At 64.0% G+C, this 2,224-nt stretch carries 2 protein-coding genes; both read left to right on the top strand.

All coding sequences use genetic code 11. The features are described 5' to 3' along the window. A partial coding sequence (locus WAW39_RS20390; RefSeq protein WP_422321005.1) for a hypothetical protein occupies positions 1–217 on the top strand: 217 nt, incomplete at its 5' end. After that, the coding region (locus tag WAW39_RS20385) for a carbohydrate-binding family 6 protein (protein ID WP_422321004.1) at positions 214–2,224 on the top strand (2,011 nt) is incomplete at its 3' end. The genes WAW39_RS20390 and WAW39_RS20385, both read left to right, overlap by 4 nt.

The raw sequence follows: 2,224 nt of genomic DNA, 5'->3' as shown, positions 1-2,224 counted from the left end.
GTACGGGGCGCGGCTGCTCAGCGGCAGCGACGTGCGCTGGCTGCACCCCGACAAGGATGGCGTCGGCTTCGTGCAGGTCGACCTCCAGCAGGCCACGCAGTGGAAGGGCGTGAAAGAGATCGCGCTGGCCGTCGATCCCGTTGAAACGTGGGGCGACGCGCTGTACGTGCGGCGCGTGACCCTCTGCTACCGTAAGGAGTCAACCAAACAGCCATGAAAAACAGCCTCTTTCTGGCGGCTGCGGCCGCACGCAGGGCGCTACTCGGTTCCTTGCTGTCGGTTCCAGCGTTGGCTGCAAACGTTGAACTGGCAGTCGATGCGGCCGCAGAGGGGCCTGGAACGTTTGCCGCTGAGGAGATTCGTCGTGGGGCTGTGGCGCGAGGCATGACTGTGGGAAATGACGCCACCGGGACTCGCATTGCGCTCACCGTGGAAAAGGAGGGCCATGCCGCTGCGCAGAGTTACAGCATCCGCGTGCAGAACGGGGACGGCCGCCGCTTCATCACCGTGCGCGGGGCCGATGCCACCGGCGCGATGTACGGCGGGCTGGATATCGCGGAGGCGATCCGCACGGGCACGCTCGATGCTCTGGAGGACTCCGATCACAAGCCCTATATCGCGCGGCGCGGCATCAAGTTCAACATCCCGCTCGATCTCCGCACGCCGAGCTACACGGACTGCTCTGACGCCGCACAGGCGAACATTCCCGAGATGTGGGAGCGCCCCTTCTGGACCGAGTTCCTCGATGCGATGGCGCGCCACCGCTACAACGTGCTCTCGCTCTGGAGCCTGCATCCGTTCCCCTCGCTGGTCAAGGTGCCGGAGTTCCCCGAGGTCGCGCTGGATGACGTCTGGCGGACCCGCGCCAAGCTCGACGACACCTTCAGCTTTGCCGGCACCGACATGGTCCGTCCCTCCATGCTCGCCGACCACGAGGTGGTGAAGCGCATGACGATCGACGAGAAGATCGCGTTCTGGCGCTGGGTCATGCAGCAGGCTGCCGACCGCGGCATACAGGTCTATGTGTTCACCTGGAACGTCTTCACCTTCGGCGCCGAGGGCAAGCACGGCATTACGAACGATCTGGGCAACGAGACTACGAAACAGTATTTCCGCGCCAGCGTGCGGGAGATGGTGAAGACCTATCCGCTGCTGGCCGGCATGGGCATCACGGCCGGCGAGGGCATGCCGCATAAAATGGACTCCAAAGCCAAGGAAGACTGGCTGTGGGACACCTACGGCGAGGGCGTGCGCGACGCGTTGAAGGACGACCCCAAACGCGCGTTCGGCATGATCCACCGCTTCCACTGGACTGCGCAGAGCGAGATCCTGGAGGCCTTCAAAGAGTACCCGGGGCCCTTCGAGTTCAGCTTCAAATACTCAGTGGCGCACATGTATTCGATCACGAACCCGCCCTTTATCCAGCCGCTGCTGGAGGGGCTCGCCCCTGGCAGGAAGACCTGGCTCACGGTGCGGAATGACGATATCTACACCTTCCGTTTCGGTGATCCCGTTTACGCCCGCAACTACATCCGCAACATGCCGACGGCGGACAAGATGGCCGGCTTCTACATGGGGCCGGACGGTTACGTCTGGGGTCGCGACTTTCTTGAGCGCAGTCCCAATCCCGGTCCGCGCCCTCTGGTGATGGAGAAGCAGTGGTACTCGTTCATGCTCTGGGGCAGGCTGGCCTACGAGCCCTCGCTGCTCGATTCATGCTTCGAGCGGCAACTCGCTGCCCGCCATCCCAAGGCATCGTCGCAGCAGCTTTTCCGTGCGCTGCAAGGGGCCTCGCAGGTCATGCCGCTCATCACGCGTTTCTTCTGGGGGGACATTGATCTCAAGTGGTATCCCGAGGCCTGCCTGAGCCATCCGAAGAGCAAGGGCTTCTACACGGTGCGCCATTTCATGGACGGCATCTCCATGCCGGGCGCGAACGTGCTCCCGATCCGCGACTGGCGCGCGCGTCTCGCTGCTGGACAGCCCATGGAGGGGACCACGCCACTCCAGATCGCCGAAGCACTGGACGCTTCGGCGGCGGAAACCCTGGGCGCGCTCGATGCGCTCCGCGAGGCTGCGAAGGAGGACTCCGAACTCCGGAAAACCATCAGTGACTGCGAGGCGCTGGCCTGGCTGGGACGCTATTATGCGGATAAGATTCGCGGAGCGTGTGCGCTGGCCCTCTTCGACGCGAAAGGTGACGAGCTCGAGCGCAGCGCGGCCC

This window comes from Prosthecobacter sp., assembly GCF_049294395.1.
In the GTDB taxonomy this organism is placed as follows: domain Bacteria; phylum Verrucomicrobiota; class Verrucomicrobiia; order Verrucomicrobiales; family Verrucomicrobiaceae; genus Prosthecobacter.
This window is presented reverse-complemented; position numbering and strand designations above follow the sequence as displayed.